Consider the following 23180-nt stretch of genomic DNA (forward strand, 5'->3'; position numbering starts at 1 on the left):
AAATTCGATTCGCCGCCTCCATTCATACTTCATTCATTAACCCTCACAGAGCCACCGCTCTGTGGGGGTTTTTCTATTTCTATACCCCCGGTGTAAGACCGCTACGTTTAAAGTGAGCGACTTCAAAGAAGAGACTGCGCCAAGGTGGCAGAGTCCGGCCGAACGCAGCGGCCTGCAGAGCCGCCCATCGCCGGTTCAAATCCGGCCCTTGGCTTTTCGAATTACTGACCTCCGAGCGATTGCTCTCCCATCTGTGATCGCTCCCGTGCTTTTGATACTACTCTCGGTAATATCGCTTTACTCCGATTTGCCAGTCTACTGTCTGTTCCCCCGTGGCCGAGTGACATCTATCTGTCATCTAACGTACTCAAAATCGGGTAGGTCTACTGCTCAGAGTGAAACAGGTCGGTTTTCGTCCGCGCTTTGATATAGAGCGTCGATGATCTCCATCGTTCGGGTTGCATCGTCCGCGTCGGTCTCCGGGGATGATCCGGTTTCGATGCAGTCGACGAACTGCTCGATTTCGAGTACGTACTGGTTTACGTGGTCGAAGTATTCCGTGGCACGACGATCGTCGATTTGATACTCCAGTGTCGTTCCGTCGTCGCTTTGTGGGAGGAATGGTTCGGCTGCTTCGAGCCATCCGTTCGTCGCTTCGATACGGCAGTGTTGTGTGGGTTGCGTCGTGAACGAGGAGGATATCTCCGCTGTTACACCGTCTTCGTATTCGAGGATCGCGGTCAGTTCCGTTTCGACACCGTTGTCCATCGTGGTTGTTGTCGCGTACACCTGCTCCGGTTCCCCGAGGAACAGTCGGGCGATGTTGACTGCGTAACTGCCGACGTCCATGAGACTCCCTCCTGCGAGGTCGGGGTCGAAACGGACGTCGTTTGGGTCGTCCAGTACGAATTGGAAGCGGGCCTTTACCGATCGGATATCCAACTCACGACACAACTCGGCTGCACGTCGTGTTCGGGGATGGTAGCGATACATGAACGCTTCCATCAGTGTCACTCCCCGTTCGTCGCAGTACTGACCCAATTCTCGGGCTTCAGCGGCGTCCACTGCAAGCGGCTTTTCACAGAGGACGTGTAGGCCGTGATCGGCGGCCCGTTTCGTCCATTCGGCGTGGAGCGCATTGGGGAGCGGGTTGTACACGGCTTCTATCTCGTCATCGTCGAGCAGTTCCTCGTATGTCTCGTAGGCTCGTGGTATTTCGAGTTGCTCTGCGACCTCCTGTGCGCGTGCGCGGTTCCTCGACGCGATGGCAACGACTTCGTGTTCGGTCTCCTGAATCGAGGGGATGACGGTTTCCGTACCGATGTTCGCGGTACTGATGATGCCGAATTTCATATCTACTGTCTATCCTTCTCCGTTATGAATGGAAGTGTCCACTCTGTCAGCGAGAATGAACGATAGAAACTAGCGCAGTCGTTCTACGTGCGGGTAACCCATGCGAGGGCTGCACCGATACCGATCGCGGCGATCGCGCCAACTATCTGCCCGAGCATTAGCAGGGCACTGCCCGATTTGTGCGCCCACGGCATCCCGACGAGCGTTCCGATTCCGATGAGTACGAGTAGAACCCCGAACGCGACGCCGAGTGGTTCGAGTGGATCTTCGATATAGCGGTTCATATCCGTGTTCTGTGTTCGGACGACTTATAATATCTACTGAACGATGTCGGCCGGCCGTTTTGAGAACCGGTCACGCTCGGCGAACACCGCGTAGTGCGCGTTCGCCGAATCGTTTCGGCGAATTTTGGCCAGAACGACGCTTGTGTTCGTTCGCTTCGGAAGCGCTCCGCGCTTCCGTGCTCACGTCTTCACCGTTCGCATCGAGGCGCTTCGCACCTCGGTAGCGCTCACGAACTGCGTCTTCCGATCCCAATTCCTCCGGTCGATCCACTCCTCACCTTCGTTCGTCACAGGCTGGAAGGGATTTGAACCACGCCCAGACGGTTTCGTTCGCTTCGCTCACGAATTGCGTCTGTTCTAGTTCAAATCCTTCGGGCCGCTTTGCTCGTCACGTTGTTCCTCGCAGAAGCGGGCTGGAAGGGATTTGAACCCCTGGCCGTCTGGTTAAAAGCCAGACGCTCTGCCTAACTGAGCTACCAGCCCTCATCTCCTCTTGCGAGTTGCGACGTTTAAACGTTTGCCATTCTGATCCGGATTCCGCATCCATCTCCGGGGTGCGTACAGTTTTCTCCCCCGGTACCGACTGTCAAATCATGACCTCGTTCGAGACTGAACAGGGGGACGAGTTGCGTGATTTCGTCCACCAGCTCTGTTCGTTCGACACGACCGGTGGAAAGGAAGGCCCCGCACAGGAATGGCTCCTCGACCGTCTTTCCGAGATAGGCTTCGAGACGTACGAATGGACGGCGCATGCCGAGGAACTGGCGGAACACCCGTCGTTTCCCGACGACCCCGTCGAAATCGAACACACCGAGGCGAGTGCCGGCGGACCGAGCCTAGCGGAGCGCCCGAGCGTCGCGGGCGTGTTGGAGTTCGGTAATCCGGACGACGGGTCGACGCTCGTCCTGAACGGCCACATGGACGTGGTTCCGGTCGCCCGCGAATCGTGGGAGACTGACCCGTTCGAGCCGACGTGGGACGGCGACGACCTCACCGCGCGCGGCGCGGTGGACATGAAGTCCGGAGTCGCGGCCTGCGTCTTCGCCGCGAAACACCTCGCGGACCATGCCGAGGGCTTGAACGGCCGTCTCGTCGTCGAGAGCGTCGTCGGAGAGGAGGAGGGCGGCTTGGGCGCGGCGGCCGCCGCGCTGTCGAACCCGTATCCATTCGAACGCGATGCGGCCATCGTCGCGGAACCGACGGATCTCACGCCTGTCACTGCCGTCGAGGGAACGGTGATGAAACAACTCCACATCGAGGGACGATCCGCCCACGCGGCGACGCGGTGGCGCGGCGAAAACGTCCTCCCGCACTTCGAGGCGATTTCACACGCGTTCTCCGAGCTCGAAGCGGAGCGGAACGAGTCCGTCACGCATCCGCTGTACGACGAATTCCCCATCTCGTGGCCCATCGTCATCGGTACCGTCGAGGCCGGTACGTGGTCGTCGTCGGTTCCCGCGACGCTCACCGCGGAGATGCGGTTCGGCGTCGCACCGGGTGAAACGGTGGACGAAGTAGAAGCGATGTACGAAGAGCGCCTCGCGGATGTCGTCGAGGAGAACGACTGGCTTCGCGAGCATCCCCCCACGTTCGAGCGGTTTTCGATCCAGTTCGAGTCCGCGGAGACGGACGCGGACGAACCCATCGTCGGCGCGCTCCAATCGGCGATGGACGATTCGGGTCTCGACACGACGCTTCGCGGCGAGACCTACGGTGCGGACTCGCGCCATTATGTCGCCGCGGGGATTCCGACCGTTCTCTTCGGACCGGGGACGATCGAACAGGCCCACTTCCCGAACGAGATGGTTCATTGGCCGGACGTGGTTACTGCAGGAACCGTGTTGACGGGGACGGCTCGAACGTTCCTCGGCTAGCCCGGGACTCGGTTACTCCAGTTCCTTTTCGAGTGCCCGCGCGACTACCTGTTCCGGTTCTTCGTCCGCGAGTGCGGCTTCCCGCCGGAGCTCGCGGTACAGGTCGGCCGGGAGCGAGAGGGTGACTTCACCCAGGGTCACGTCGTGGGCTCGTAGCGCGCGCTCGGGTGCGGTCCCGTCGTTGATGTCGCTGACGATGGCGCGCACTTCGCGCACGGTCAGCGAGTTGTCGAGAATCGCCCACGCCAGCAGATAGCGAGCGTCGCCGTCCACGCGGGCGATGTGTTTCGCCGCCGTCGGTGCGATGTGCCCCATCGCGACGTGGCGTCGGATCGAACGCGGGAGGTCGTGCACCCGCGCCCACTTTCTGATGAACGCGACTGTCGTCTCCCCTCCCGCCCGCTTTGCGGCACCCTTGTAGGAGCCAACACCTCGGACAAGCGCTGCACAGGCCGCTGCCCCACGCAACATGTAGACGTTGTCCTCTCGTCCCGGGCTCCCCTCCGCGAACGCACGGACCGTTAGCGCGGCTTCTTCGACGCTCTCGGGGTCATCGGGGTCGAACGCTTTGGCTTCCCGTGCGTGCGCGCCGGTAACCGACACGTCTCCACGGACGACTGGTTTTCCGACCGGGGATTTGCGATCCGCAGGTGGCTCCTTCTCGGGGCCGTTGGTCATTGTTCATGCTGTGGAAGGGACGAGGTAAAAAGGAACCGTTCAACGGAACGTGTTTATACTATTACATTCGATGCGAAGTGATCCGCTCACTCCACGTAAATCGAATCGATGTCGTCGGAGAAGCGTGAACGGATGTTGCGACGCTTTTTCTTCATCGTGGGGGTGAGCAGGTCGTTGTCCTCGGTGAATTCGATGGGGACGAGGCGGAACTGCTTGATCTGCTCGTACGATTCGAACTGGGGGTTGATCCGCTCGATTTCGTCTTCGATCCAGTTGGAGACCGTATCGTTTCGACAGAGCTCACGGTCGTCGTCCGGGAGGGAAATCCCTTCGCGGGCGGCCCGCTCACGGACCTTCTCGACGTTTGGGACGATGAGCGCGCTGACGAACTTCCGGCCGTCGCCCATGACCATGCACTGTTCGACGATTTCGCTGGCGGCGAAGGCATCCTCGATGGGGCCTGGTGGGACGTTCTTGCCGGTCGAGAGAACGAGCAACTCCTTGGCGCGTTCGCGGAACGCGATGTAGCCGTCCGGCCGGATTTCGACGATGTCGCCGGTTCGGAACCAGCCATCCTCCGTGAAGGCGCGTTCGGTCTCCTCGGGTTTGTTCCAGTAACCGTCGGTGACGTTCGGACCCTTGACGAGCAGTTCACCGACGTCTCCTGCCGCTTCCGAGAAGTTCTCCCCGACGATCGATTCGTCGACCCGGACCTCGACGTCCACGACGGGATAGCCGATGGTGCCGATTTTCGGCGCTTCGGGTGGGTTGACGCAGATGACGGGCGAGGTCTCCGTGAGTCCGTAGCCTTCGAGAATCGGCAGTCCCATGCCGTGATAGAGCGCACATAAATCGGCCGACAGACTGCCACCGCCGCTGATGAAGAAGTCGATGTTGCCGCCGAGGCCCTCCTTTACCTTGTCGAAGACGAGTTTGTCCGCGAGAACTTTCTGTGCGCGGAGACCCAGACTCGGGGAGTCCGTCTCGTGGTACGCAACGCCGACGTCCGTCGCCCAGTCGAACACGCGGCGGCTGAAGTCGCTCCCGTCGGCCTGTGCGCGAATCGCATCGTAGATCCGCTCGTAGACGCGCGGGACGCTGGTTCCGGTGGTCGGTTTCACCGTTTGGAAGTCGTCCTGTAGCGTGTCCGGGCTTTCCGCGTAGGCGATGCACGCACCGGCGGCGAACAGCATGAAGTGACCGGCGGTCCGCTCGAAGACGTGTGCGAGCGGGAGGAACGAGACGGCTTTCGAATACTCGTCGATGACGGGACACTCCTTGTCGGGGCGCGGTCCGAACCGACGATAACATTGGTTGACGTTCGACCGGAAGTTCCAGTGGGTGAGTTTCACGCCTTTGGGTCGGCCCGTCGTCCCGCTGGTGTAGATGAGCGTGGCGAGGTCGTCGGGGTCGCGGGCGGCGAGCCACGATTCGTACTCGTCGAGGTCGAAGGCCGCCTCTCCCCGATCGTGTACCTCGTCGAGGGTGTAGATGTCGTCGCGGTCGTACTCCCGCGAGAGCGAGTCCATCACGACGATGAATTCGAGGTCCAACGCGTCCTCAGCCTCGAACACCCGCTCCAGCAAACTTTCGTTTTCGACGACGACGCCCGTGGCTTCGGGGTCTCCGAGGAGGTATTCGACCTGTGAAACGGAAGAACTCCTGTACACCGTCGTCACGACAGCGCCTGCGGCGAGCAACGCGAAGTCAGTCTGTGCCCACTCCATTCGCGTGTCCGAAAAAATCCCGACTCTGTCGTCCGCTTCGACGCCGAGGTCGCGGAACCCGGCGGCGAGGTTCCGGACGATATCGCGCATCTTCGGGTACGAAATCGACCGAAACTCGCCGTCCGGTGCCGCCGGGAGCACGGTTTCGGTCAGTGAGCGACGGTAGATACCGCCCTTGTACTGCTGTGCGGGACGATTTTCGTGTCGTTCGGCGCTGTCCTCGAACATTCGGGACAGCGTCGTCCGCTCGATGACGGGGTCGGTAAACTCTTTCTCGGCGTCACGCCACTCCATACCAACCACTTGTGTGTTCACCCCCATTAAGGTAGTATAAAACGATACGAAAGTTTATGGAAGTTTGTGCGGTTTCTCCTGTTTCACAGCCCTTCGTGCGTGTCGAGATAATGGAGAACGCCGCGGGTGTTCAATTTCGTTTCCTCGTGAGCCTTCGTCTCTCCCCAAACTTCGTCCATCTCCTGTCGGTCGATGAGGGTCTCGATGATTTCCTCGTCGTCGTCCGTGGCGGCACGTTGGGCTTCGACCGCTGCGACCCACTGTGAGAGGACTTCGCCGTACTCGTCCATCGCCTCGTCGGAGTACTCCCGCGGCCCGAAATGGGTGTAGAGGAGCGTGCTCGGGGAAATATCACGGATCGTCTCCACGTCGTCCAAACACTGGTCCAGATCGAAATCCGTCGGTGGCGAGGTTTCCCGAACCTCACCGATGCTCGGCACCCAAATCCCGGCCGAATCGGCGGTGAACACCGCATCGTTCGCCTCGTCGTAGAAGATGACCTGGTGTGGCGCGTGGCCCGGCGCGTAGAACACTTCCAGGTCGTGACTGCCACAGTCGATACTGTCGCCCTCCGTCACTTCCACGACGCGGTCTTCCGGTACCGGTTTCGGTTCGGCGTAGAACTGCCACTGGTCGCCGACGGCCGCTTTCGTTCCCTTTACCAGATACTCGGGATTCACGAGGTGGCGTGCACCGATTTCGTGGACGTACACGTCCGCGTTCGGACACGCTTCCGCGAGGAAGCCCGCACCGCCCGCGTGGTCCAGATGCACGTGTGTCGGCGCGATGACCGCCACGTCCTCCCGCGCGATATCCAACTCGTCGAGCGCGTCGAGGATTCGTTCGTAACCCGTCCCGATACCCGTCTCCACGATTGCCGGGCGCTCGGTGTCGAGGATGTACACCGCACCGTAGGCCTCCGTGTCGTACATTCCCGTGTCCAGATAGTACAAGTCGGAACAGTCACCCACCGTGACTTCCCGTAGGTCGCCGATTCCCATACCATACCTCGCGTCGGGAAACGGGAAAAACGATTCGCGTCGTCCGCGCTTTTATCCTTCTGCCGACCGATTAATGGGCATGCATCGGCGAGACTTTCTTCGCACGGCCGCCGTGGGGGGAAGCGCTGCGTGTCTATTCTCGACGGGGGGTATCGGGGCCAATTCGGCGACCGACTCGTACCAACCACTGGGACACGTGTCCATCGAGGATGCCAAGGAGACGGTCGTCGGGGACGACGGCAACACCGCGTTCGTCGCGGCGACTGACGGGTTCGTGACGGTCGATATCCGGAATCCGGAAAATCCGCACGTACTGGCCGAACGGCGCGGTCTGCTGGAGAAACAAGACGGCGGACCGCTGACCGAGATTTGGGACGTGACGGTGGACGGCGACCGACTGCTGGTCGTCGGCCCGGCGAACCCGGTTGCGAGCGACGATGTGCACGGAATCCTGCTGTACGACGTGAGCGATCCATCGAAGCCGAAGCGCGTCGCGTTCCACGAGACGGCGTTTCCGATCCACAACGCCTACCTCACGGACGACATCGTGTATCTTACGGGTAACAACGGAGACGGTAACCCCCTCGTGTTGGTGGACGTGTCGAACGACGACCCGAAGGAAGTGGGCCGGTGGTCGATGGTCGAGTACGACTCGAAGTGGTCGGGGGTCGATTCGTGGGTGCGCACGCTCCACGACGTGTGGGTGCACGACGGCCGGGCGTACCTCGCACAGTGGGACGCCGGAATCTGGGTCGTGGACGTCTCGAATCCGAGGCGTCCGACACACGTCGCGCACTTCGGCGGGCGACCGCTGGAGAAACTCGCGGAAATCCCATCGTCCGACGAGCGGGATGCCGTCGTCGGTCTGCCGGGGAACGCCCACTTCGTGATGACGAACGAGGATGCGAGCCTGCTCGCCTGTAACAAGGAGGCGTGGGATACCGATGGCCCGAAGCGAACCGGACCCGGCGGCATCGGTCTCTGGGACATTTCGACAATCGAACGTCCGCGAAAGCTCACTACCATCGAGCCGCCGAAAACGTCCGACCCGAGTTACGACGTTTCCCCCCTGTCGTCCATCGTCGCCGCGCTCTCGCCGGTCGGCGTCGCCTCGGCACACGGTTGCCACGAATGCGGGGAAGTCAGTTCGTCCGGCCAGTGGACGACCTCGCACAACTTCGACTTCGTCGGTGACCAACTCTACACCTCGTGGTACAACGGCGGCGTGAAGGTGTTCGACGTGAGCGACCCGTCGAACCCGACGGAACTCGTTTGGTGGCGCAAGCCGAACGAGACCGCCTTCTGGAGCGCCGAGTACGTCTCCGATACCGTATTCGTCGGCGGGAGTATGGGAGGGGACGGCGACGGCAGAGGCGGCGTCTACATCTTCCCAAATTACACGGGAGAACAGAAATCCTCGCCGCCGCTCACGAACGGGAACACCGCGACAACGACGGCATCCAACGAACAGAAAGACGACGTCGCCGCGACGACAGGACAACCCGGTTTCGGAGTTGGCGTCGCTGGCCTTTCCGTTCTCGGATTCTCGCTCTGGGCGCGTAGACGGCGGAACGAGGACTGAGTCCAAACGAGTAAATCCGGACGAGCGAAGGTCGACAATCCGTGTGATCTTTCGGGAACGATTCGTCCCATAATCGCCGACTCGAACCCCAAGCTTACCATACTTCGAGTTCCTATGGTTGTGTATGAGTAAACAGGGCGCGACCGAATCGGCGGGGTCCGAGGACGACCTCGAATCGCGGGTCGAACGCTGGTTGACAGCCCAGATGCCCATCATCCAGATGCACGGCGGGACGAGCGCGGTCAGAAAGGCCGACCCGGAATCCGGCGAGGTCGTCATCGAACTCGGCGGGGCCTGCGGCGGGTGCTCCATCACCCCCATCACGTCCCAGAACATCGAGGTCGAACTCCTGAAGAAGTTCGAGGAAGTGGACGACGTAACCGTCCGCATCGCCGACGATGGAACCAGCCAGTGGAAGACGGATCAAGCCGAGAGCGTCATGGGCATCGACCGCTCCGAAGGCGGCCGCGGCGGTAAGCTGAACGTGCCCGGCGACGACGAGCACTTCTAAACCACCTTTTTATTGCGAGGATCGCTCCGCGACCCTCGATAAAAATCTGGACCAAAAGCGCTCCTCCTTCATTTCGACGCTCGACTCGCACCGCGAGTCGGGCGTCTCCATTCAGTCGTCGGCCCGGAAAATCTCCGATTTTCCGGTAAGGATGCTGGTCTCCGCGGCTGTGTTACTGGCAGATTTCTGACGGCTGTAAAAATGCGCGTTTCCGGCGGTTGTGAAAATGCACGCTTCCGGCGGTTGCGTCACCGGCCGAAACTCGTGGTTACGCTACTTCGATAGTACCTTCTCCACGCTCGCTGCGACGCTTCTGGCCTTCTCGGCCAGTTCCTCGGAGATGTTTCCCTTCTCGACGGCCGTATCGAGTTCGTCGTCGTCCACCCGTTCGACGGTACCGTCCGGCCGCTTCACGACATCGACGTGTAGGTCCACGTAGCGAACCGAGTTGGGAAACAGTTCGACGGGCGTACAGACGTTGACGTAGGTTCCCTTCGGTTCGCCGTCCTCGCTCCGGTAGGCCGTCGGATACCACCATCGCCCCTCGCGGAACTTCGTGATGGCCACGTCGCCGCGTTCGCGGTCGGTGCCGATGGCGTCGTAGGTTCCCGAACTCCCCATCGTCCGACGAACGGTGTATTTTCCGGCGTCGGGGTCACACTCCGCGACGGTGCCCTTGCCGAGCGAGAAACAGCGCCCGTCGGGCTTGCCGTGGTCGATGAACACCTCGCCGTCCGGTTCCGGACCGAACTGTCGGAGGGTCGCGCCGGTCGGAGCGTCCTCGGGGTGTTCGTCCGGGTCGTACAGGTCCTCGGCGAAATCGACCGCCGTACTCGCGGCGGAGTCTGCGGCCTTGATTCGGTGGTGGCCGGGCAGGGTCGTCGTGACTTTGCGCCGAGCGTCGTCCAACGCGAAGCGCGATTCCCGGCCGAACCAGCACCACGCCGTGGCTTCCGGTTCGGCGACTGTCCGGGGTGTTTCGACCGACTCGGAAGAGTCTGCAAGCGCGTCCTCGATGGTTTCGGCACCCTCCACGGCCCGCGAGAGCGCGTCGTTCATCTCGTCCAGCGTGGCGTCCGCGGCGGCGTACTCCCATCGGACGCCCCACTCGTCGGGCACGTCCGTCGGAAGCATCTCCGTCGTCCGGGCGAGTTCGCGCCGACTGGCATCGTCCGGCGCGCTGGCGACCACGCTGTCCACGCCCTTCGAGAGGCTGGCCACGCCGCCGTACACCCGAACGTCGGTCCCGAGAAGGGAGCGGTCGCGCGACCACGGCGGTTCCGGGTCGTGGACCTGTACGCGGACGCTGTCACCCTCGTCGATTCGCCGGTCGATGGAGCGGAACGGGAGGAAGCCTTCGCCGTCCCCGAGGTTCACGACTGCACCGCTTCCGAGGGTTTCGTCCACGACGCCGTCGAACAGCGCTCCCCGCGGTGCCGGGTCCTCCCAGCGGAAGGTGTCGACGTCGAGGCTCGCCAACTCGTCGGCGATTCGGGTGACGGTTTCGGCGTTGCCGAAGACCCCGACGCCCTGTCTGTCGTCGGTGGTCTCGACCGTGGCGTCGTACTCCCCGGTTTCGAACTCGGTATCGAACCGCCGTCGGATGGGCGGCGAGGCCTGTACCACGTCGAAGCTCTCCCCGAGCAAGCGGGTGAGTGCGGTGGTGTAGATGCCCCTGATGCGAACCGTGCTCATAGCTGGTAGTGGAACCGACACCGGATATTCTGCGCGTGAGTCGAGAAAGCGTGCATATACCTCCCGGTTTGTGGGGAGGGGATTTCAGGATAACGAGGTTCGACTGCGGAAACTTAGTCGTCGGCGGGGACGGTGCCCGTCCAATTCGCGTCGGTGACGCTGGAATTGGGATCGGTTACGGACGGTGCTTCGACGGTATTCGACTCCGTGGCTTCGTCTTCGGTGGATTCGTCTTTCTCCCGTCGTGTCGTTTCTTTTGGCGGTGCCGAGTACATAATTCCTCGACTGTGGCTGATGGGTGTCATAGTGTACCACGTTGGGCTATTCTTCTTATTAAGCGTGCCCCTACAGGAATAATACGCCATATATACTCATATTAATTCTACTAGGAAAATCATGCCGAACGATTTACTCCTCATCCATGTGATATTGAAACATGGACGAGAAACGAGACCCGGTCGCTCGCGGAATGGACGACTCGGTCGATCTGTATGGTATCTCTACATGGGAGGAGCGGACACGGCTCGACTGGTTTGCGACGAAGGTGTACGGGGGACTCTCCATCGTGGCGCGTGCATCCGTGATCCTTCTCGCGGCGGCGATTTTACTGCTCCAGGTAGTCTTCGGCGGCTTGGCGGTGGTGGGCAACAATCCGTGGGTCGGCGTCTTCATCTTCCTCTCCGTCGTCCCTGCGTTCGCCCTCGCGGCGTACATCTGGTATGCGGACGTGACGATGTCCGAACCCCTCCCGCTCCTCGTCGGGACGTTCTGCCTCGGCGTCCTGTTCGCCATGTTCGCGGCGGTGTTCAACTCCAGGTTGAAACCGCTGTTCACCGGAATTCCACTCTTCGGGGCGGTCATCTACTTCTATCTCATCGTCGGACCGGTCGAGGAGACGGTCAAGTGGCTCGCCGTGCGTCTGTTCGCCTACCGGAGCGACAAGTTCGACGCCGTCATCGACGGTGCCGTCTACGGGGCGATGGCCGGACTGGGCTTTGCGACCATCGAGAACGCCATCTACATCAGCCAAGGCGTCCTCTCGTCGTCGGACACTAATCTGGTTTTGAGTGCCGGGAACATAGCCGTCTTCCGACTGTTCGCCGGACCGGGGCACGTCATCTACTCCGCGTTCGCGGGCTACTACCTCGGATTGGCGAAGTTCAACCGCGAGAACGCGGGTCCCATCGTGATTAAAGGCCTGCTCATCGCCGCGTTCATCCACGCGACGTACAACACGCTCGTCGGATTCGTCCCTGACCTCATCGCCGCGTTCTACCCCGGCATCACCCCCGGTATCGGCTACATCGCCTTCGTTTTCATCTACGACGGATTCTTCGGCTACCTGCTCTACCGAAAAATCTCACGCTACCGCGCCATGTACTCCCAAGTCGAGAATCGGGGAGAAATGGAGAACGACGACGGAACTCGACCCGTCGGATTCGACTCCCAAAGCGAACTACGCGACGTGGACGGACGGGTAGATTCCCAGCGTGAAGCGGAAACCCGAACGAGCACGAACGGTGGAACCGGAAGTAGCCTCCTCGGAAACGACGAACGTGATCGCCCCGGCAACGACGCAGTCTACGCGAACCGGGAGGACGAGAGCAAAAACGACGGGAACGAAAACGACGGGAACGAGAATCGGGACGACGAAACGGACGAGGAGTCTGGAAAGTCCGGTTTCGAGTTCTGAGAACTTCTACCGCTGCCCGGCGAGCAGTTCGTCCGCGTACTTCGCCAGCACGTCCACTTCGAGGTGCACCGGGTCGCCGGGTTCCTTCTCCGAGAGGTTCGTCACACGCCGCGTCGTCGGGATGATGGCGACGGTGAACGTCTCTTCTCCCTTCTCGGCCACGGTGAGACTGATGCCGTCGAGCGCAACCGAACCTTTGTCCACGATGTACTGCCCGTAGCCTTCTGGAATCGCAAATTCGTATTGCCAGTCTTCTCCCACCTCCTCAATGTCCGCCACCTCGGTCGTCGTATCGACGTGCCCCTGTACGAAGTGGCCGTCGAGGCGGGCGTCGGCGCGAAGCGCCCGTTCGAGGTTGACGACGTCGCCTTCCTCCACCTCGCCGAGGTAGGTCTTTTCGACCGTCTCGGCGGCCAGAAACACCTCGAAGCTGTCGTCGTCAAACTCCTCGACGGTCAGGCAGGCCCCGTTGACGGCGATGCTCGCGCCGTCCTCCACGTCCGAGAGCACGTCGTCGGCCGCGATGGTGAGCCGCCGACCGCCGTCCGAATCCTCGACGCGACGAACCTCGCCGACTTCCGCAACGATTCCGGTAAACATAACGGAACTGTGACGCCGCGCGGTTGAAAACGGTTCCGGAACCGGGCGCGATGGCGGCGGGTTTTTGGTCGGTGGCGCGGAACGGATGGGTATGACGATTGGGGACGGGAGAACATGACGATGGGAATCCTCGATACCGTGAGTCTGGCCGCGACGTTGGTGCTAGCCATCCCCATCGCGCTCTTCGGCATCGACCGCATCGTCGCCGGGGAGTTGATTCTCGGCGGTGCGTTCGTCGCCATCGGCGTCGGTATGGTGCTGGTCCGTGAGAAACTCACGACGCCCACCGATATCCCCTCCAGCGCCGCCCAGAAAGTCGTCGGAACGGTGGCGAAAACGGACGAGGATGAGGAAGAATAGTTACAGACGATGCAGGTCGGTGGCTATGACTGTTTGACCCAGGTAACGAGCGCCCATGTTATTAGTCCAGCAACAACCGTGAGAGCAATTGTGGCTACTCTGGAAATACCTCTGGTAGGAGTCATAAACCAGTACAGGACAGCAATAATTGCGATGGTTACGATGAGACTGGACGATACGTTCTTAGATACCGATTTTATGAGTGCCATTCTTATCTATAGAACGAGTTTGAATAATTAATAGTTTTTGACACAAACCGAAACCACCTCGCCTTCGATTCAGTCCAACTCGTAAATATCGCCGTACTTCTCGGTCACGTAGTCGAGGAAGTACTCCGCGGTCAGCGGTTCGCCGGTTGCCTCCTCGATGAGTTCGTCGGTGGTGTACTTCTGGCCCTGCTCGTGGATGTTCTCGGTCAACCATTCGCGGATGGGACCGAACTCGCCTTCCCGAATGAGTTTTTCCGGGTCCTCGATTTCCTCCTCGATGGTGGCCCAGAGTTGGGCGGCGAGGACGCTCCCGACGGTGTAGTTCTGGAAACTGGCGAACCCACTGGTCCAGTGGATGTCCTGTAGACAGCCCTCCGAATCCGTTTCCGGGACGATGCCGAGATACTCGTCCATCAGTTCGTTCCAGCGGGCGGGGATGTCGTCCACGTCGAGGTCCCCGGCCACGAACTCTTGCTCGATCTCGGAGCGGAGGATGATGTGCATGTGGTAGGTCAGTTCGTCGGCCTCGACGCGGATCATGTTGTCCGTAAACACCTGATTGGCCGCCTCGTAGGCCTCCTCGGCGGTCACGTCCTCGAACTCCGGGAAGCGTTCCGTGACGGTCGGGAGGAACAGTTCCCAGAACTCCTTCGTCCTACCAACATGATTCTCCCAGAAGCGCGATTGAGATTCGTGAATCCCCGAACTGCGAGGTTCGCCGAGCGGCGTGCCGTAGGCGTCGTCCCGCAGGCCGAGTTGGTAGGTCGCGTGCCCGAACTCGTGAATCGTCGCGGTCAGCGGGTCCACGAAGTCGTGGTCGTGATACCGGGTCGTCACGCGGGCATCGAACTGCGTCCCGGACATGAACGGGTGCGGCGCGGTGTCGAAGCGCCCACGGTCCCAGTCGTAGTTCAGGAGATCGAGCGCGTCCCGACAGAGCGCCTCCTGATCCTCGGGGTCGAAGGTTCCGGCGAAGGCGTCGTCGGCGATGTCAGCGCCGTTCTCGTGGACGTCCTCGATGAGGGGAATCAGTCCCTCCCGCAGTTCGTCGAAGATCTCCTCGACGCGGGACAGCGGGAGGTACGGTTCGCTCTCCTCGAACATGACCACGTAGGGGTCCTCCTCCGGATCCACGTGCTCGGCCAGTTCGATGTGAAGGTCGCGGAGTCGGTCGAGATACGGCGCGAACGTCTCGAACTCGTCTTCCGACTTCGCCTCGCGCCACGCCGGTTGGGATTCGCTCGACGTTTCGGAAATCCGCTCCACGAGGTCGTTCGGGATGGCGACCGCGCGGTCGTGCTCACGGCGTACCTCGCGGACGACGGCGGCCTGTTCGTCGTCCAACTCCTCGGCTTCGAGTGCTTCCAGCAATTCGCCCGTTCGCTCGTCGGTCAGCAGTTCGTGGCCGATGGACTGGAGCGCCCCCAGTTGCTTCGCACGGGCCGGGGTTCCCCCTTCGGGCATCTTCGTCTGCTGGTCCCAGTAGAGAACCATTCCCGCGTTCTGAACGTTCGAGATTCGTTTTCGTCGGTCGAGGAGTTCCGCATACGGCGAGTCGAGTTCCGATTCGGCGGTTGCCATGGAAGGCAGTTCCACTGGCAAACGCTATCAATGCGCGGGTATCGGAAAAGGGAGAATCCGGTTATTCGGCTTCGGCTTCGATTTCGCTCGCACGCTCGTCGAGGATGTCCTCGACCGACTTGCCGTTCGGTTCGTTGTACAGCAGTACGTCGAGTTTGAGCGTCGGCGCGCCGCTGACGAGGTTCTCCATGATGACGAGGCGCTCGCGAGCACGGCTCATTCCGACGTAGAAGACACGGCGTTCGTTGTCGGTGAGGATCGGGACGGGGTCGGTTCCGGCGGTGAACTCCTCGTCACCGGGGACCTCGATTCCCTCGTTTTCGACCGATGCTGCCATCTGTTCGACGACCTTCTCGGTCAGGTCGGTGCCGATGAACACGTGGTCGGCCTCACGACCTTTCGCGCTGTGGATGGTACCGATACGGACGCGGTCCCGCGCCGTGTCCTGATACCGTCCGCTGAAGTACGCCTTCATGGAGCGCTTCTGATAGCTCGTCACCTTCCGAACCATGTCGGAGGCGGACTTTCGGCCGGGCATGAACGGCGCGAAGTTCTTCACGAAGTCGGCGTCGAACTCCAGTTCGGTGAGGTCGTCCGCGCCCTCCGCTTCCTTTCGCTCGTCGATGGCATCGAACATCTCGTCGCGGTCGTTCGTACCGAAGGTGGACTCGGTCAGCATGTCCGCGAGTCGTCGCGCCTGTAGGCCGTCGATGGGGTCGCCGTCCTCGATTTGCTCGACGGCTTCGACGTACTGGTTCAGGCGGTCGGTCCACATTCGCTGGTCGGTCAGCGTGCGGAACGGGATGCCCTCGTCGATGAACTCGTCCACGAAGCGGAACATCTGGTAGCGGGCGCGGAACAGTACCATCACGGTACCATCGAACTCCTCGATGGTGTAGCGGACGTTCCGCACGAGGTCAAGCATCGACGGGTTCTCGACCGCTTCGACGGTGCCGCCTTCCTTGCGCGGTTTGAGGTTCTTCTCCTGTCGCTCTTCGATGTGGCTGACTTCCTTCTGGACGACTTTGAGAACGCGGGAGGGGAGTCGGTGGGAGGTGTCGAGAATCACGTCTTCGCCGCCCTCGCCGAGCAGGAGTTTGGGGTCCGCACCCTGCCACGCGTAGACGACCTGGTCGTCGTCACCGGCGATGAGGACGTTTTCCATGTGTTCTTTCCACTCCTCGTAGATGTCGAACTGCAGTTGCGTGATGTCCTGAAACTCGTCGATGATGAGGTAATCGACGCTGGGGAGAAGCGAACGCTGTTTCACGCGTTCGAGCATGTCGGCGAACCCGACGAGTCCCTCGTCACCCTTGTACTTTCGCCAACCGCGGATGGCTTCCGGAACGTCGAATCGGTCGTCACTGCTCGGCCACGTCGGGGTGTACTTGTTGCCCTCCTGCGCGTTCGGGTCGATGTCCGGCGGGAGTCGAACCTCTTCGACGTCCCACTGGAACGGAACGTCGTGCCAGTCTGCTACCTGCCGTCGGGTTCGCTGGAGCCACTGGGAGGTCGCGATGATCTTGTTGCCCAGCGTCGTCGAACGGGCCGTTCGACGACCGGAACCGCTGTACTCGTCCTCGTATTCGAGGCCGAAATCCTCACAGAACTCCTGTTTGTCCTTCTCACCGACGACGTCACCGCGGGAGAGATTGAGCAGTTCGTAGGCTTTCGCGTGCATCGTGCAGACGTTCCCCTGAAGCGAACGTGGGTCGACGTCGAGACGCTCTGCGAGCCGTTCTCGAACCTCGTTCGCGGCAGCACGGGTGTACGACACGACGAGGAGGTCCTTTACCGTGACCCCGTCCTGTGCGAGAATGTCCTCTACTCTATCGAGTAGTTCGGTGGTTTTACCGCTTCCCGGCCCACCGAACAACCGGGTTACTCTTGCGTCCGTCTCTGCCATTGGCGTAGTCATTACACCAGCACAGGTTCCGGGAACGTATAAAACGACGTGAATCGGAGTCGTGGCCGTTACGTGCCGCGGGACGAGCGCGCATCGCGTACCGTCGCACCGTCCCGAACCTCGTCCTCACAGTTCGGACAGACGCGTGGATCGGTCGTTCCAGACGGTGTGAACACACGTGCGTACGACGTCGTCACGAATCAAACGCAATTCTGACAATTCGGAATTTATCTCATGTCCCATGGTGGAAATAACATGTGATGGTTCTATCGGTAGAACGGGTTACGCGGGTTGCCGATCGAGCGACGTCAAAGAAAGAACGGTCGTAGCCGGTATTCGATATTCGTATGACGAGTCTGTTGGTGAATCAACGGGGACTACGGATGCCAACCACAGACCGTACATTCGGTCGCCGTAAGGTTATGAAGTCCACCACATTCCGGACACTGCTTTTTGTTATACTCCTGTTCCCAGTCTACTTGTTCGGTCTCGTGACCACGGTCTTCGAGGAACTGGTCGAACACGGATTCGTCGTCTCCGGTTGGTGCGGAGGCCATACATGCTATGCTAATGCACACCATCCATATAATCCTGATGGTTAAACAGACCCATACATAGCTTTGATTGCAAAATTCGGGGGAATTGAGTCAGGGAACCGGATCGAAATATCGGGCGAGTTCCGTCCCGAACTCCGCGGCCAACGCGCCGACCTCGTCACCCGAAAGCACGTCGTACTCCCGTTTCATCGCCGATTCGACGTGGACACCGAGCGCGGCGTCGAGGACGGCATCGCTCCGAAGGAACGACACCGCGTTCGTGAACTCCCGCTCCCGTTCGACCACGTATCGATCTCCATCGATGAACGGGCCGTACGCGTCCGAGTCGGCGTACTTCTCGTAGAACCCGGTCGCGTGAGCACGGACGTGAACCGGCGGTCCGTCGTGGCGCTCGATTGCCGGTCGCTCGGCCACCGAGAGTTCGAAGAACAGTACGGCGGTGTCGTCGGCGAACAGTTCCGACCTGAGAACGTCGAACCCGCGCCGCGAGAGCGCGTCAGAGACGCCCGACAGCGATTTCTGAAGCTGTGGATACAACTGGTCCTCCACGATGTCCGGCGCGTCGAACCGAATCGCCACGGGCGTCGTCCCCCGCTCGGCGACGAACTCGCGCACGTCGTCGGCCGTCAACGGCTTCGGCGACTCCGGGAAAAACACCGATTCGCGCGGCTTCGTCAGCAAGTCACGGGCGTAATGCTGGAGCCGTGCGACGTTCTCGGCCGAAAGGACGGCCGCCACGTTGCGCTCCGGGTCGGTCGGATCGATGACGACCAGCGGGTCGTCGAACGTCGCCGTCCCGTGGTCTTCCGGATCGAAGTGGACCTGTGGCGTCCACTCCGCGGCCGCCTCCAACACACCACGAAAGCTGCCGTATTCGAGGACGAGTAGCTCCGCCAGAAACCCCGAAAATCCCTTCGTCCTGAGGTCGCTTCCGTACGCGCCGATGCCCTTCAGGAACTGCTTGAACAACAATACCTCTCCGGCCAACTCGTCGTCCAACCGCGCTTCGAGATACTGCGTGTGAAACGGCGTCCGGTCCACCGCCGACTGGATATCCGTCGCCGACTCGACGCGATAGCAGGGGACGAAATCCACGTCGAACCCGTCGAACTCCCCTTTCACGTAGGGGTGCTCGGCGTACTCCTCGTGTCCGTCCGGCAGGACGGCGTGGCCGATTTTCAGCCCGAACGACTCCAACTCCTCACGGTCGAGGTCCGGCGGGAAGCGAACGAACAGGTCGATATCCCGGTCGCCGCTCGTCCACGTCCCGCGGGCGGTGCTTCCCACCTGAATCACGTCGGCGTCCACCGACAGGTCGGCAATCGCCGCTTCGGCGCGTTCTGTCAACTCCCGAACCGCCGCTCGCAGCCGACGCCGCTCCTCGGCGTCCGGCTGTATTCCCGCTCGAACCGCCGAAGCGACCTCCTCGAACCGTTCCATCGAGCGAACGTTTTCCACGAACGCGTGAAAACGTATCGATGCTGTCGGACGAAAACGAAAGCCCTATCAAACAACTCGGTCTATGGATGAATGCAGTCGAAAGCCGCCGTAGCTCAGTTGGTAGAGCACCTGGTTGTTACCCAGGTTGTCCCAGGTTCGAGCCCTGGCGGCGGCGTTTCTTCGAATTCATTGTTTTCGTGAGAAGGTTCTGTTTCAGGCACTTCGATTCGTGCCCAACCCGGTACGCTAAAGAGGTATGCCAGATTACGATTGATTGATACGGGCCCTTAGCTCAGTCTGGTTAGAGCGCTCGGCTCATAACCGGGTGGTCATTGGTTCGAATCCGATAGGGCCCACTTCTGCCGAACAATCCGGTTAATGGAGGCGGTTTCCAACGTCTTCCGATTGAGCGATGAAGGAGATGTGGCGACACGCGACTCGCCGTCGGGTTCGTTTCCGTGCCAGTGCATCCCTCCGGGCGAGAATATCACGTGAACGTATTTTCTATGACTGTCGGTAACTAGTCCTCGGATCGGGTCGCTGCCTCGATTTCGTAGGGAAGCGTTGCTGCCAGTCGTTTTGCGACTGTCGGGCTCAAAAAACCGGCCAGTTCCATCGCTTCCGCTTCGTACGAATCGAGGTCCAGCACGCTCCGAAAAAACCACGAGACGGTTACATACGTTTCGTGAAGCGTTGCAGCCCGCTCACGTCCAGCGTCCGTCAGCGTCGCGCCCTTGTACGGCTCGTAGGTCACGAGCTCGTCGTTTTCGAGTCGCTGGAACATCGCGGTGACCGACGCCGGTGACTTGTCCAGCGTTTCAGCGACGACGTTCGTCTGGATCGGCGGCTCTCGTCGGTGTTCGAGGATGTACAAGGCCAACAGATACTGTGTAACTCCACTCATCGCGATTCGGCGGACCCCTCCGAGACGACGTCTCTGTCGTTCGCCAGTTCGTCGGGGTCGTCGCCCGCATCGTCATCGAGCTTTTCGGGGGGTTCGAAGAGCGTCGCGTACACCCACGCCCACGCTTGGGTGCGGGCACGACGGGAACGAGGGATCACGGTTCAGGCCCTCCGAACCAAGTGCTGGCGCACCGCTCGTTGGCACTCTTCACACGTACTATCGAGCCGAGCGACCGTCGTCAACACCGGATAATCGACCGGGAAATTCTGATAGATGTACGGGATCAGATCCCGATGGCTGATCCCGATTTCACCGCCGTGATTCGTGGTACTCCGGAGAAACTCCTGGCGCTGCCGAGCGAGCGCCTCGCATCGGTCGCGATGGTCCGTGAGCGTCTCGTGACGCCGGTGGAGTTCATCGAAACCGAGGGCGGTTAGAGGTGTCTCGTTTTTCGCGGTGATCCACTCCGTGATGTCGGTGACGATTGCGCCAGCATCGTCGAGTCGTGAGGCTTCGCGTCCGAGTGCGCGTCGTAACACGTCCACCTCAACCCGTCGGATATTCGCCTCCGAGACGACCGCTTCCTTGAGTTCGGGCGAGAATGACGTCTCCGTCGTCGGTGCGAGCGCAACTGCCAGCGATTCCGAAAATTCGGCCTCGATAGTCGCGTGGAGGGACTCCGATTTTTCGGCGTCGTCGGTGATCTGGTGTCGGATCGTCTCGGCGAACGTCCGCCGAACGATCTGACATCGATCCTCCGTCGAGTGACTTCCGTGGGAAAGTGCGCCCGCTGCAGCCGTGACGCCCTGCACTGACCGCGGTGTCGGCTCGGGTGACAGTTCTTTCACTCGGTCGGTGAAGCGTTTGATCGCGTCGAGCTTCGCTTCGGTTGCGTCTCGTTCACACTGAATTCGTGTTTTCGCGTCGTCTATATGTGTATTCACCGACATTCTACACCTCCGTCTGAATTGGTACACTAACGAGTCCGCCCGGAGAAAGGTCCCGAGCGAGGCCGAAGTACGCGTCCATGACCGCCGATTCGGCACCGTCGTGGCCAGTACCCGAGAGCGCCTCCAAGACGACCGTGCTGCCGTACTTCACGTTGCCTCGTCGGGACGGAGACTCGTGTGCGATGCTCTCTCTCAACACGTATTTTAGGTGCGCCTAAAACATCATAACTACTTCGATTTTTAGGACAGCCTAAACCATAATCTCTGCGTGCTTTAAGTGGCGTAAAAACATGCGGCAGTGACGGAGACCATCGCCGAGTTCGTACGGACAGTCGATTACGACGATTTCGACGAGCAGGTGACCGACGAAGTGGTTCCTCCAGTTCGTCGAATCGACATTCCCGAAGCCAAACATCCGTAGACGTCCGTGATGTCCGTCCAATACCGGTGTCCTAGATTTCGAAGAAACCGGCCGGTTCGGACGAGGACGACAACTGGATATCCTCTCATGGTGTATGTTACCGTATGGCATCAAAAACGCCCGCAGCGGAGAGTGCCGCTGCTGAACGAACGACCCACCGGTACGAGCCTTGGTTAGGCGCGATTATCGCCGGTCTCGCGGGAGGTATCGCGATGGGGATTTTCCTGTTGGTTTTGAGTCCAGATGCACTCACGACCGTAATTCCGGCGCTGTACGGACAGCAGGGTGCTGTCGCCGGATGGATGGTCCACCTGTTCAACAGCGCGGTTCTCGGCCTCGTCTTCGCCGCGATCGTCTCCCTGACGTCGTTGCGTAGATACACCGACAGCGAATCCGCGACAATCGGACTCGGGGCCGCCTACGGCGTGGTTCTGTGGGTGATTACCGGTTCGATCGTCCTGCCGCTGTGGCTCCAGGCCGTCGGCGTTGCTGGCGCACCGGCCGTGCCAACGTTCGCGCTGCCCAGCCTCGTCTGGCATCTCGCCTACGGCGTCGTCTTGGGCGCGGTGTACCGGTACGTCATCACCCTCTAACGGCGAAACGCGACACTGTCCTTTTTTACGTCTTCCGGGTCGAACGAGCGTCGGGAGAAGGAGTTCGGAACAGTACTGGCCGAATTCACACGTCGGGGGTTTCCAGAATCCGCGGCACGCCCTGTGCGGTGATCGTCTCGCCGACGAGATACGACGAGGCGGGACTGGCGAGGAACTGTGCGATGTCGGCGATTTCCTCGCTCGTTCCGATGCGGCGTTTCACGTCCCCTCGGTCGATGTTGTCGGCGCTGACCCCCATCTGACTCTCGACGCCCGGTGTGGCGACGAAACCGGGTGCGATGCAGTTGACGCGAACGTTTTCGTCCGCCCACTCGAACGAGAGCGTTGACGTCAGGTTGATGACGGCGGCCTTCGCCGCGCCGTAGTGGCTCATCTGCGGCGCGCCACCCTGCCCGGCGACGCTGGCGAGGTTGATGATGGCACCGCCGCCGTTCTCGCGCATGCGCTCCCCGGCAACCTGCGTGCAGTGGAACGTCCCGTGAAGGTTGATGTCCACGATGGTCTCCCAGCCGTTCTCGCTGATGTCCTCGAACGGGGCCATGAAGCTCGCACCGGCGTTGTTGACCAGTACGTCGATGCCCCCGAACTCATCGACGGTGGCGTCCACGAGCGCCTCCACGGCATCTCGGTCGGTCACGTCGCACTCGACCGCCAGCGCGCGACCCGACGCGTCACCTGCCTCTATCCCCTCGGCCACCGGGTCCACATTCCCCTGTTCGCGCGAGCAGATGACGACGTTCGCGCCGTCGTCGGCGAACCGCTCGGCGATCGTTCGTCCGATACCGCTCGATGCACCCGTCACGATTGCGGTCTTTCCGGCGACGCTGAACTGTTCGACGGTCATATCCGATCCTCCGTTGCCGGTCGTCCCGCGACTGAAATTTCCATTGGTAACTACAGTCGACAATATTTCGCCGCATGGTAATAAATGTGGATTTCATTCTTC

General features: G+C 60.8%; 23 protein-coding genes and 4 tRNA genes. 9 read left to right on the plus strand and 18 right to left on the minus strand.

Features of this window, described 5'->3' with window-relative positions; all coding sequences use genetic code 11:
• Positions 1-138 precede the first annotated feature (138 nt).
• Positions 139-214 (plus strand) — tRNA-Cys (locus NKF26_RS06740).
• Between the two features lie 176 nt (positions 215-390).
• On the opposite strand, the gene NKF26_RS06745 is transcribed toward NKF26_RS06740, so the two are convergent.
• From NKF26_RS06745 to NKF26_RS06755, 3 genes are all read right to left on the minus strand, one after another.
• The gene (locus tag NKF26_RS06745; protein WP_253228992.1) at positions 391-1353 is read right to left on the minus strand and encodes a Gfo/Idh/MocA family protein; all 963 of its coding nucleotides are present in this window, start codon (positions 1351-1353) and stop codon (positions 391-393) included.
• An 83-nt stretch (positions 1354-1436) separates the two neighbouring features.
• Positions 1437-1637, minus strand: coding sequence for a hypothetical protein (locus NKF26_RS06750; protein WP_253228991.1), 201 nt, complete (start codon positions 1635-1637; stop codon positions 1437-1439).
• Between the two features lie 409 nt (positions 1638-2046).
• Positions 2047-2120 (minus strand) — tRNA-Lys (locus tag NKF26_RS06755).
• Positions 2121-2230: 110 nt separating this feature from the next.
• On the opposite strand from NKF26_RS06755, the gene NKF26_RS06760 reads away from it, so the two are divergent.
• Complete coding sequence (locus tag NKF26_RS06760; protein WP_253234119.1) at positions 2231-3511, plus strand: M20 family metallopeptidase; 1281 nt, start codon at positions 2231-2233, stop codon at positions 3509-3511.
• 12 nt (positions 3512-3523) lie between these two features.
• Here NKF26_RS06760 and NKF26_RS06765 read toward each other — a convergent pair whose 3' ends face one another.
• The 3 genes from NKF26_RS06765 to NKF26_RS06775 all read right to left on the minus strand — a co-directional run bounded on the left by NKF26_RS06765 (position 3524) and on the right by NKF26_RS06775 (position 7211).
• Positions 3524-4189 (minus strand): hypothetical protein, encoded by a 666-nt coding sequence (locus tag NKF26_RS06765; protein ID WP_253228989.1) that lies wholly within the window; start codon positions 4187-4189, stop codon positions 3524-3526.
• Between the two features lie 86 nt (positions 4190-4275).
• On the minus strand, positions 4276-6210 hold the full coding sequence (locus NKF26_RS06770) for a long-chain fatty acid--CoA ligase (protein WP_253228988.1): 1935 nt from the start codon (positions 6208-6210) through the stop codon (positions 4276-4278).
• A gap of 83 nt (positions 6211-6293) precedes the next feature.
• Positions 6294-7211, minus strand: a complete 918-nt coding sequence (locus NKF26_RS06775) for an MBL fold metallo-hydrolase (RefSeq protein WP_253228987.1) — start codon at positions 7209-7211, stop codon at positions 6294-6296.
• A gap of 79 nt (positions 7212-7290) precedes the next feature.
• Between NKF26_RS06775 and NKF26_RS06780 the strand changes: the two genes are divergently transcribed.
• On the plus strand, positions 7291-8793 hold the full coding sequence (locus tag NKF26_RS06780; protein ID WP_253228986.1) for a hypothetical protein: 1503 nt from the start codon (positions 7291-7293) through the stop codon (positions 8791-8793).
• 124 nt (positions 8794-8917) lie between these two features.
• The gene (locus NKF26_RS06785; RefSeq protein WP_253228985.1) at positions 8918-9304 is read left to right on the plus strand and encodes a NifU family protein; all 387 of its coding nucleotides are present in this window, start codon (positions 8918-8920) and stop codon (positions 9302-9304) included.
• A 273-nt stretch (positions 9305-9577) separates the two neighbouring features.
• On the opposite strand, the gene NKF26_RS06790 is transcribed toward NKF26_RS06785, so the two are convergent.
• Positions 9578-10999, minus strand: a complete 1422-nt coding sequence (locus tag NKF26_RS06790) for a DUF402 domain-containing protein (RefSeq protein ID WP_253228984.1) — start codon at positions 10997-10999, stop codon at positions 9578-9580.
• A 113-nt stretch (positions 11000-11112) separates the two neighbouring features.
• Positions 11113-11274 (minus strand): hypothetical protein, encoded by a 162-nt coding sequence (locus NKF26_RS06795; protein WP_253228983.1) that lies wholly within the window; start codon positions 11272-11274, stop codon positions 11113-11115.
• 161 nt (positions 11275-11435) lie between these two features.
• On the opposite strand from NKF26_RS06795, the gene NKF26_RS06800 reads away from it, so the two are divergent.
• Entirely contained in the window at positions 11436-12692 is a 1257-nt protein-coding gene (locus tag NKF26_RS06800; protein ID WP_253228982.1) for a PrsW family intramembrane metalloprotease, read from the plus strand.
• 6 nt (positions 12693-12698) lie between these two features.
• On the opposite strand, the gene NKF26_RS06805 is transcribed toward NKF26_RS06800, so the two are convergent.
• The gene (locus NKF26_RS06805) at positions 12699-13292 is read right to left on the minus strand and encodes a riboflavin synthase (RefSeq protein ID WP_253228981.1); all 594 of its coding nucleotides are present in this window, start codon (positions 13290-13292) and stop codon (positions 12699-12701) included.
• A 114-nt stretch (positions 13293-13406) separates the two neighbouring features.
• Here NKF26_RS06805 and NKF26_RS06810 point away from each other — a divergent pair, with 114 nt between their 5' ends.
• Complete coding sequence (locus NKF26_RS06810) at positions 13407-13652, plus strand: hypothetical protein (RefSeq protein ID WP_253228980.1); 246 nt, start codon at positions 13407-13409, stop codon at positions 13650-13652.
• A gap of 278 nt (positions 13653-13930) precedes the next feature.
• Here NKF26_RS06810 and NKF26_RS06815 read toward each other — a convergent pair whose 3' ends face one another.
• The 4 genes from NKF26_RS06815 to cca form a co-directional block, all read right to left on the minus strand.
• Positions 13931-15442, minus strand: coding sequence for a carboxypeptidase M32 (locus NKF26_RS06815; protein ID WP_253228979.1), 1512 nt, complete (start codon positions 15440-15442; stop codon positions 13931-13933).
• A 61-nt stretch (positions 15443-15503) separates the two neighbouring features.
• Positions 15504-17348 carry a UvrD-helicase domain-containing protein gene (locus tag NKF26_RS06820; RefSeq protein ID WP_253228978.1) on the minus strand — a complete coding sequence of 615 codons (1845 nt, stop codon included), beginning with the start codon at positions 17346-17348 and terminating at the stop codon, positions 15504-15506.
• A 377-nt stretch (positions 17349-17725) separates the two neighbouring features.
• Positions 17726-17905 (minus strand): HVO_0416 family zinc finger protein, encoded by a 180-nt coding sequence (locus tag NKF26_RS06825; RefSeq protein WP_253228977.1) that lies wholly within the window; start codon positions 17903-17905, stop codon positions 17726-17728.
• Between the two features lie 90 nt (positions 17906-17995).
• Positions 17996-19345: a CCA tRNA nucleotidyltransferase gene (gene cca, locus NKF26_RS06830; RefSeq protein ID WP_253228976.1), complete on the minus strand. Its 1350-nt coding sequence runs from the start codon at positions 19343-19345 to the stop codon at positions 17996-17998.
• Between the two features lie 102 nt (positions 19346-19447).
• Here cca and NKF26_RS06835 point away from each other — a divergent pair.
• Together NKF26_RS06835 and NKF26_RS06840 are read left to right on the plus strand one after the other, a co-directional pair.
• Positions 19448-19520 (plus strand) — tRNA-Asn (locus NKF26_RS06835).
• A gap of 106 nt (positions 19521-19626) precedes the next feature.
• Positions 19627-19701: transfer RNA gene (locus NKF26_RS06840), tRNA-Ile, on the plus strand.
• Positions 19702-19865: 164 nt separating this feature from the next.
• On the opposite strand, the gene NKF26_RS06845 is transcribed toward NKF26_RS06840, so the two are convergent.
• Genes NKF26_RS06845 through NKF26_RS06860 form a run of 4 tightly spaced genes read right to left on the minus strand, consistent with a single transcriptional unit; the run spans position 19866 to position 21350 of the window.
• Complete coding sequence (locus tag NKF26_RS06845) at positions 19866-20249, minus strand: metal-dependent transcriptional regulator (protein WP_066145055.1); 384 nt, start codon at positions 20247-20249, stop codon at positions 19866-19868.
• Entirely contained in the window at positions 20246-20407 is a 162-nt protein-coding gene (locus NKF26_RS06850) for a hypothetical protein (RefSeq protein ID WP_253228975.1), read from the minus strand. The genes NKF26_RS06845 and NKF26_RS06850 overlap by 4 nt, the downstream gene beginning before the upstream one ends.
• Positions 20408-20410: 3 nt before the next feature.
• Entirely contained in the window at positions 20411-21199 is a 789-nt protein-coding gene (locus NKF26_RS06855) for a hypothetical protein (protein WP_253228974.1), read from the minus strand.
• Between the two features lies 1 nt (position 21200).
• Complete coding sequence (locus NKF26_RS06860) at positions 21201-21350, minus strand: hypothetical protein (RefSeq protein ID WP_253228973.1); 150 nt, start codon at positions 21348-21350, stop codon at positions 21201-21203.
• A gap of 374 nt (positions 21351-21724) precedes the next feature.
• On the opposite strand from NKF26_RS06860, the gene NKF26_RS06865 reads away from it, so the two are divergent.
• A complete protein-coding gene (locus NKF26_RS06865) occupies positions 21725-22213 on the plus strand; it encodes a histidine kinase (RefSeq protein ID WP_253228972.1) in 489 nt (162 codons plus the stop codon).
• A gap of 85 nt (positions 22214-22298) precedes the next feature.
• Here the strand turns inward: NKF26_RS06865 and NKF26_RS06870 are convergent, their stop codons facing one another.
• Complete coding sequence (locus NKF26_RS06870; protein ID WP_253228971.1) at positions 22299-23078, minus strand: SDR family NAD(P)-dependent oxidoreductase; 780 nt, start codon at positions 23076-23078, stop codon at positions 22299-22301.
• Between the last annotated feature and the right edge of the window lie 102 nt (positions 23079-23180).

It is taken from the genome of Haladaptatus sp. AB618 (assembly GCF_024136965.1).
Taxonomy (GTDB): Archaea; Halobacteriota; Halobacteria; order Halobacteriales; family Haladaptataceae; genus Haladaptatus.

Excerpts from the sequence above, each read along its gene's own strand:
- NKF26_RS06770 (WP_253228988.1), bottom strand. The coding sequence starts at position 6,210 with ATGGAGTGGCGTGACGCCGAGAAAGAGTTTACCGACCCCGTCATCGAG.
- cca (WP_253228976.1), bottom strand. The coding sequence starts at position 19,345 with ATGGAACGGTTCGAGGAGGTCGCTTCGGCGGTTCGAGCGGGAATACAG.
- NKF26_RS06815 (WP_253228979.1), bottom strand. The coding sequence starts at position 15,442 with ATGGCAACCGCCGAATCGGAACTCGACTCGCCGTATGCGGAACTCCTC.
- NKF26_RS06820 (WP_253228978.1), bottom strand. The coding sequence starts at position 17,348 with ATGGCAGAGACGGACGCAAGAGTAACCCGGTTGTTCGGTGGGCCGGGA.
- NKF26_RS06745 (WP_253228992.1), bottom strand. The coding sequence starts at position 1,353 with ATGAAATTCGGCATCATCAGTACCGCGAACATCGGTACGGAAACCGTC.
- NKF26_RS06825 (WP_253228977.1), bottom strand. The coding sequence starts at position 17,905 with ATGGCCTCCGCACCAACCGGAGACGACGAATCCGTGTTCGACCAGTTC.
- NKF26_RS06795 (WP_253228983.1), bottom strand. The coding sequence starts at position 11,274 with ATGTACTCGGCACCGCCAAAAGAAACGACACGACGGGAGAAAGACGAA.
- NKF26_RS06775 (WP_253228987.1), bottom strand. The coding sequence starts at position 7,211 with ATGGGAATCGGCGACCTACGGGAAGTCACGGTGGGTGACTGTTCCGAC.
- NKF26_RS06765 (WP_253228989.1), bottom strand. The coding sequence starts at position 4,189 with ATGACCAACGGCCCCGAGAAGGAGCCACCTGCGGATCGCAAATCCCCG.
- NKF26_RS06750 (WP_253228991.1), bottom strand. The coding sequence starts at position 1,637 with ATGAACCGCTATATCGAAGATCCACTCGAACCACTCGGCGTCGCGTTC.
- NKF26_RS06865 (WP_253228972.1), top strand. The coding sequence starts at position 21,725 with ATGGCATCAAAAACGCCCGCAGCGGAGAGTGCCGCTGCTGAACGAACG.
- NKF26_RS06790 (WP_253228984.1), bottom strand. The coding sequence starts at position 10,999 with ATGAGCACGGTTCGCATCAGGGGCATCTACACCACCGCACTCACCCGC.
- NKF26_RS06800 (WP_253228982.1), top strand. The coding sequence starts at position 11,436 with ATGGACGAGAAACGAGACCCGGTCGCTCGCGGAATGGACGACTCGGTC.
- NKF26_RS06845 (WP_066145055.1), bottom strand. The coding sequence starts at position 20,249 with ATGAGTGGAGTTACACAGTATCTGTTGGCCTTGTACATCCTCGAACAC.
- NKF26_RS06805 (WP_253228981.1), bottom strand. The coding sequence starts at position 13,292 with ATGTTTACCGGAATCGTTGCGGAAGTCGGCGAGGTTCGTCGCGTCGAG.
- NKF26_RS06760 (WP_253234119.1), top strand. The coding sequence starts at position 2,231 with ATGACCTCGTTCGAGACTGAACAGGGGGACGAGTTGCGTGATTTCGTC.
- NKF26_RS06780 (WP_253228986.1), top strand. The coding sequence starts at position 7,291 with ATGCATCGGCGAGACTTTCTTCGCACGGCCGCCGTGGGGGGAAGCGCT.
- NKF26_RS06785 (WP_253228985.1), top strand. The coding sequence starts at position 8,918 with ATGAGTAAACAGGGCGCGACCGAATCGGCGGGGTCCGAGGACGACCTC.
- NKF26_RS06810 (WP_253228980.1), top strand. The coding sequence starts at position 13,407 with ATGACGATGGGAATCCTCGATACCGTGAGTCTGGCCGCGACGTTGGTG.
- NKF26_RS06870 (WP_253228971.1), bottom strand. The coding sequence starts at position 23,078 with ATGACCGTCGAACAGTTCAGCGTCGCCGGAAAGACCGCAATCGTGACG.
- NKF26_RS06855 (WP_253228974.1), bottom strand. The coding sequence starts at position 21,199 with ATGTCGGTGAATACACATATAGACGACGCGAAAACACGAATTCAGTGT.